This window comes from Carboxylicivirga litoralis (genome assembly GCF_025499605.1).
GTDB lineage: Bacteria > Bacteroidota > Bacteroidia > Bacteroidales > Marinilabiliaceae > Carboxylicivirga > Carboxylicivirga litoralis.
Genome location: NZ_JAFMVC010000016.1, coordinates 106,401 through 112,949 on the forward strand (window position 1 = coordinate 106,401; position 6,549 = coordinate 112,949).

The following is a 6,549-nucleotide window of genomic DNA, read 5'->3' on the forward strand; positions in this document are numbered from 1 at the left end:
AGATAATTGGATAGAATTTATTTAGTTGCTATAGTGCTTGATTGTGCTGGTGCAACTTTAACTTCCTGATCGTAAACTTTAAGTGTAATTTCATTTTGAGCATGTGAAATAATCGTTATTTGCTTGCTGTTAACAACTACTTCCATGTCATTGCCCATAAATGAAATACGGAATGAATACTCTTGCCACTGTTGTGGGATAATTGGGTTTAAAAAGAGCTGTCCATCATGTACGCGTTTACCGCCGAACCCTTCAACAATCGACATCCACGTACCTGCCATACTGGTAATGTGCAAGCCTTCGTGAGCTTCATGGTTGTAATCATCAATATCCAGGCGTGAAGTACGCAGATACATTTCGTAAGCCTTATCGTAATCGCCAATTTTAGCAGCTAAAACAGAGTGTACACAAGGTGATAATGACGACTCATGTACTGTGCGAGGCTCATAGAACTCGAAATTACGCTTGATGGTTTCCAGGTCATATTCTTCTTCAAACACATAGATGCCCTGAAGTGTATCGGCCTGCTTGATATAGCAGCTACGCAAAATTCGGTCCCATGACCAGTATTGGTTAATCGGGCGTTCAGCCGGGTCTAAATCCGAAGCAAGTCTTTGCTCTTTATCCATAAAACCATCTTGCTGCATAAACACTTGCAACTTTTCGTTGTATGGAAAGTGCATGTTTTCGATGATGTCGTTCCAACGCTTCACTTCTTCATCGTAGTTGAACGATGTTTTAGAAATAATTGCGTCATAGCGGGCAGCATCCATAGCTTTCACCTTCGCTAAAGCTTCGGTGGTATATTTAAGGCACCAAACCGCCATTTTGTTGGTGTACCAGTTGTTGTTGATGTTGTTTTCGTACTCGTTTGGTCCGGTAACGCCCAGCATCACATATTTCTGACGTTCTTCAGAGAAGGTAACACGTTGGCTCCAGAAGCGTGAAATACCCATCAGTACTTCCAAACCATATTCTGCTAAATACGCTTCGTCATTAGTGTGGCGGATATAGTTGTGGATGGCAAAAGCAATAGCCCCATTACGGTGAATTTCTTCAAAAGTGATTTCCCACTCGTTATGACACTCTTCGCCATTAATGGTTACCATTGGGTAAAGAGCAGCGCCATTTTTAAAACCAAGCTTGGCGGCATTTTTGATGGCATTTTCCAAATGCTTGTAACGGTAAACCAATAGGTTACGTGTCACTTCAGACGGAGCTGTGGCAATAAAGAATGGTACACAGTAGGCTTCTGTATCCCAGTAGGTTGTGCCACCATATTTTTCGCCAGTAAAGCCTTTAGGACCTACATTTAAGCGTTCGTCTTCTCCGGTGTAAGTCTGGTTGAGGTGGAAGATGTTAAAGCGGATACCTTGCTGGGCAGCTACATCACCTTTAATCTTGATGTCACTTAATACCCACTTATCAGCCCACATTTTAATATGGTCAGTCAATAGAGTATCAAACCCTTTGTTGAAACCTGCAGCCGTTACTTTTTTGGTAGCATCAAGCAGTTCTTCTTTTGAATAGTTAAGCGTGCTTGTTACACCGGCAATCTTTTCAATTGTAAAACACTCTTCTTCTTTAACCGTGCGTTCGATACGGTTAGCCACCCAATTTTCTTTTTTCAGAACTTCAGGTGTAATATTTAATTTCGACTCACCAATGCTGGCGGCTATCTTCATTCCAAAGCCGGCACGGAAGCCTAGTTTTTTTGTTTCAGTGACAAGGTAAGCTTCACCAGCGTGGGCTTCCATGTCGATGATGTTCCAAAACTTTTCATCGTAGTTCGAATCTTCGTTCTCCACATCACCATCCAGGTAAGCGGTAAAAGCAATTTTACCATCGAAGTTAAGTGGCGTTACAGAATAGCGAATCGCGCCATTTTCAGTATCAGCCATACTTAAGAAGCGCTTAACGGTAACGGCAATTTTTTTACCATCATCCATGGTGGCCGTGAATTCGCGCAACAAATACCCTTCTTTCATATTAAGGGTACGCTTAAAATTCTCTGTTTTGCAGGTGTATAAATCTAAATAATGACCGTCAACCTGCACATCAATACCAATCCAGTTTGGACTGTTTAATACTTTTGCGAAATACTCAGGGTAACCGTTTTTCCACCAGCCTACGCGTGTTTTGTCCGGGTAGTAGATGCCAGCAATATAACTTCCTTGTAATGATGGTCCTGAATAGGTTTCTTCAAAGTTGGCTCTTTGACCCATTTTACCATTCCCCAGGCTGAAAATACTTTCAGAAGATTGATGGTTTTCCGGGTTGAAGCCCTCTTCTATAATGCACCACTCATCGTGTTTTAAATACTCCTTCATTGTAATTTGTTTAAGATTTTCAATTGGTGGCATTGCCACTTCTCATCAAAAACGCGACTAATTAGTTTAGTTCCATTAGTTTTTCATAGTTCATCTGGTGCAAACCATCAACAACCAGGTTTGCTTTTCCCAGAACATCAGGTGAACCTATGCCTACACAGCGCATGTTGCCGGCTAGTGCAGCCTCAACACCAGCTTCGGCATCTTCAAATACCACACATTCATCAGGATTAACACTTAATGCTTCGGCACCTTTTAAAAATACTTCAGGATCAGGTTTTGCTTCCGTTACTTTTGTGCCGTCAATAATGGCTTCGAACAGGTTGGTCAATTGCAAACGATCCAATATGGTCATCGCGTTTTTACTGGCAGAACCTAAGGCTATTTTGATGCCTTTGGTTTTTAACTCTTTTAAAAATGCTTCGGCACCAGGTAAAATCTCATCTGGTTGCATCTTTAAGATGAAGGTTCTGTAGTTTTCGTTCTTCTTTTCGGCTAAACGAAGCTTTTCATCTTCGCTTAATGTGACACCTCCAATTTCGAGCAAAATATTAAGTGAAGTCATTCGGCTAACGCCTTTCAAGCGTTCATTATCTTCTTCGGTAAACTCAAAGCCAAGCTCCGCGGCCAGTTCCCTCCATGCTATGTAATGATACTTTGCTGTATCAACAATAACACCATCTAAATCAAATAAGCAAGCTTTAATCTGTCCCATAAGTGATTTTTAATTAGTCTGTTCCTGAGATGTTGTTTTAACAAAAAAGACTGAAATGCCTCCAAGAAGCATGCAGACACCTGCCACAACAACCATATAAATAGCTTCTCCTTCAAACACATGTTTTAGAATAGAGCCGGCAACTAATCCACTAATGATTTGTGGTCCGGCAATTGTAAAGTTGAAGATGCCCATAAAGACACCCATTTTGTCGGCAGGTAATGATTCGGATAAAATAGCGTATGGCATCGCCAATATGGCTGCCCAGGCAATACCAATTCCGATCATTGGAATCATCCACATAACGGCGCTGGATGGCACATTGACTTCTGTAAATAACAGGTTTAAATGAACGATATCTCCGCCTTGCAGTAATACGGTCATCAGGTATGCTAATCCACCTAAAAATAAAGCACTGCTGTAAACGGTTTTACGACCAATTTTAGTGGCTAGTTTTGACATCACCACCGAAAATATGGCGGCGAATAAACTATAGCCAGCAAACAGGATTCCAACCCAGTCACCTGCGTCTTGTGCTGCCTGAGACGAGCTATCACCAATTTCGCAACCCCACACATGCTGCGAAACTGCCGGGGTAAAATAGACCCACATAATGTACAAAGCGAACCAGCTGAAGAACTGAACAACGGCTAATTGAACCATTGTTTTTGGTGTGATTTTCATTAAGCGGAAGAAGCCAATGATGCCTTTAAACTGAGGATCTGCTTTTGGCTCTTTTTCAAGTCCTTTGTATTGAGCATATTCTTCCGGTGGGTATTCTTTCGTTTTGATTACCGTCCATACCACAGACCCTAACAAGGCGGCTCCTCCAATATAGAATGACCAGATAACCGATGGTGGTACCTGACCTGCAGGAGCAGTGTTAGATATGTTCAATGAATTAGTTAGTACAAACGGCAGAATAGAACCAATAACGGCGCCCGTATTAATCAAAAAGCTTTGAGTGGAATACCCCAGGTTGCGTTGTTCAGGCGGCGTCATATCGGCCACCAATGCTCTAAACGGTTGCATCGTAATATTAAATGACCCATCCATTAGCGCAAACATTATTAAACCGAACAGCAGAACTGGCATAATGGCCACTACAATTGATGCATTAGGCATTAAAAACATTGAAAGAGCTGCGATAATTGCTCCTGCAAGGATGTAAGGGCTTCTGCGCCCTAGTCTATTCCAGGTTCTGTCGCTGGCCGAACCAACAATTGGCTGAACTATCAGCCCCATTAATGGTGCAGCAATCCAAAATAGTGGTAAGGCATGCAAATCAGCCCCGAGGTTTGATAAAATACGACTAACATTAGCACTTTGTAGTGCAAAACCCATTTGGATACCCAGAAAACCAAAGCTGACGTTCCAGATCTGCCAAAAGGATAGATGAGGCATCTTTTTCATATTACGCTGTTTATTTAATTAAGAATATCAAATGTACAAAGCTTCACAATACCATTGCAATGTGTACAAAATCATATTCTAAACTTAATAGTGGAAAATAATACACCTATACGCCCGCAACGACCGTGCAAGCAGTTGTAAAAGATATTAATACCAAAATTCAATTAAGGAGTCTTCAATTTTAAATGCTATTGAAGCCTTTAATTGTAGGTCGGCATTATCTCACGTAATGAGCAAAATGGCCGAAAAGCCATTTTGTCATACGATAGTATAACAGTAAGTCTCTTTTCAATTAAATCCAATGCAAACTTAAGATAAAAATAACAATGCTGTCAAGCAATTAAGTTGCGGTGTTTGTCTCTATTGGTATTGAAATCAGTGCTTTTACCTATTGCAAACGTTTGCGGAAATACTATTGCGGTGTTGTTGAAATGTGAAAAAAGTTATGATGAGATTTCTGCAAACGTTTTCGGTGGGTTTTAATTTGAAAGGTGATTTTCACCTAGTAATATAAAATGTGTTTGTAAAAGTCTTGAAATGGCTAGTCATTGGGTGAAGTTAGCATCTGAGAGGAAACTGATAAAATGAAAGCAAATTATGAATCAATACTATAACAGCTACCTACCTTCGTATTGCTAAGGTTGGGATAAAGCCAAACTTATATCATATTTGACTCGTATTAAATACGAAGTAGACTCAATTAAATTCGAATTTAATATGAGTTTAATATGACTTTACTATGAGTTTATTGCATTGCAGGAACAATGTTGCTACGTTAATGGTAACTAGCAGAATATATTGCCACTTCAAAAAGCTTTTGATATTTAGATACATCGGATGTCGTTAGACATGAGGTAAGTGCACAAACTAATTAAAGACTTAAGTTTTCCATTGGTTTACCTGGCATCATGCCCCAGTTGCGACGATGTGCGTTCCACTAATTCCGGTGTGAATATTTTGGTTTCAAATTCTTCATCTTCCACAGATCCTTCGATATGTCCAATTAGTAAACGCATAGCTGCCTGGCCAATATCATAGCCTTTCTGTTCAACCGTTGTAAGGGGAGGAAAGGCGATGTTGGCATTAGGGCCATCACCAAAGCCTGCAACTGCTATGTCCTTCGGTATTGAATAACCGTTGCGCTGAAGGATTTGCATGGCTGCAATGGCCGTACTGTCATTCACGGCAAAAATACCATCAACCTCTGGTGCCAGACGAATAATATCGTCAGCTTTTGCAAAAACAGCTTCGCGTGTGTCACACTTTATTATATAACGATCATCACTAAGTAATTTATGCTCTTTTAAGGCACTGGTAAAACCTTCTTTTCTATTTTTACCAATTAATAAATGTTGTGGAGCTGCCAGGTGCATTATTTTTTTGCAGCCTTTATCTATTAAGTGTTTAGTGGCTATACGTGCACCTTCAAAGTCATCTGCAATAACGCGGTCAGAATTTATCTGTTCGCATATACGATCGAAGAAGACTACAGGAACACCATTTTCTTTCAGGTTTTCAAAATGCGTAAACTCATGCGTGTTTTTACTCATTGATACTAAAATACCATCTACGCGGTTATCGACCAAGGCTTGCAAATCTATCACTTCACGTTGGTAGTTTTCGTTGGTTTGACAGATAATAGCGTTGTATCCCCGGCCGTAGGCCACATCTTCGATGCCACTAATAACCGTTGAAAAAAAGTGGTGAACAATCTCGGGTATAACAATACCGATCGTATTTGTTTTACTGCTTCTTAAACTTAATGCTAAGGCATTGGGTCTGTAATTTACCTTTTCGGCAAAAGTTTGCACCAATTGCTTGGTTTTCGGGCTGATATCGGGATGGTCTTTTAAGGCTCTTGAAACTGTTGAGGGTGAGATGCCCAGTATTCGGGCGATATCTTTTATGGTGATGGGTTGTGACTTCATACCTTGCTTTATGGACTCGTTATTAGCTGATAAAAAATAAAGATAATAAAATACCTTAATTTTCAATTGGTCATTATTAATGCAAACGGTTTCGGTTATAAACAAGCAACTATCAAAACATGTTTTAGAGCAGGTGAATTTTCCGCAAACGACACCGCAAACG

At 40.3% G+C, this 6,549-nt stretch carries 4 protein-coding genes; all 4 read right to left on the reverse strand.

Annotation, left to right across the window (positions count from 1 at the left end; all coding sequences use genetic code 11):
• Window positions 1-17: 17 nt before the first annotated feature.
• Window positions 18-2,330, reverse strand: coding sequence for a family 65 glycosyl hydrolase domain-containing protein (locus J1N10_RS14750; protein ID WP_262327494.1), 2,313 nt, complete (start codon window positions 2,328-2,330; stop codon window positions 18-20).
• Window positions 2,331-2,391: 61 nt separating this feature from the next.
• Window positions 2,392-3,045 (reverse strand): beta-phosphoglucomutase, encoded by a 654-nt coding sequence (pgmB, locus tag J1N10_RS14755; protein WP_262327495.1) that lies wholly within the window; start codon window positions 3,043-3,045, stop codon window positions 2,392-2,394.
• A 9-nt stretch (window positions 3,046-3,054) separates the two neighbouring features.
• The gene (locus J1N10_RS14760; protein WP_262327496.1) at window positions 3,055-4,458 is read right to left on the reverse strand and encodes an MFS transporter; all 1,404 of its coding nucleotides are present in this window, start codon (window positions 4,456-4,458) and stop codon (window positions 3,055-3,057) included.
• Window positions 4,459-5,354: 896 nt separating this feature from the next.
• Window positions 5,355-6,549 (reverse strand): substrate-binding domain-containing protein (locus tag J1N10_RS14765; protein ID WP_262327497.1); only part of this gene is annotated, 1,195 nt, incomplete at its 5' end.

What these genes read in the sequence shown, in the direction of transcription:
- J1N10_RS14750 (WP_262327494.1), bottom strand. Translation starts at nt 2,330, where the DNA reads ATGAAGGAGTATTTAAAACACGATGAGTGGTGCATTATAGAAGAGGGC.
- J1N10_RS14760 (WP_262327496.1), bottom strand. Translation starts at nt 4,458, where the DNA reads ATGAAAAAGATGCCTCATCTATCCTTTTGGCAGATCTGGAACGTCAGC.
- pgmB (WP_262327495.1), bottom strand. Translation starts at nt 3,045, where the DNA reads ATGGGACAGATTAAAGCTTGCTTATTTGATTTAGATGGTGTTATTGTT.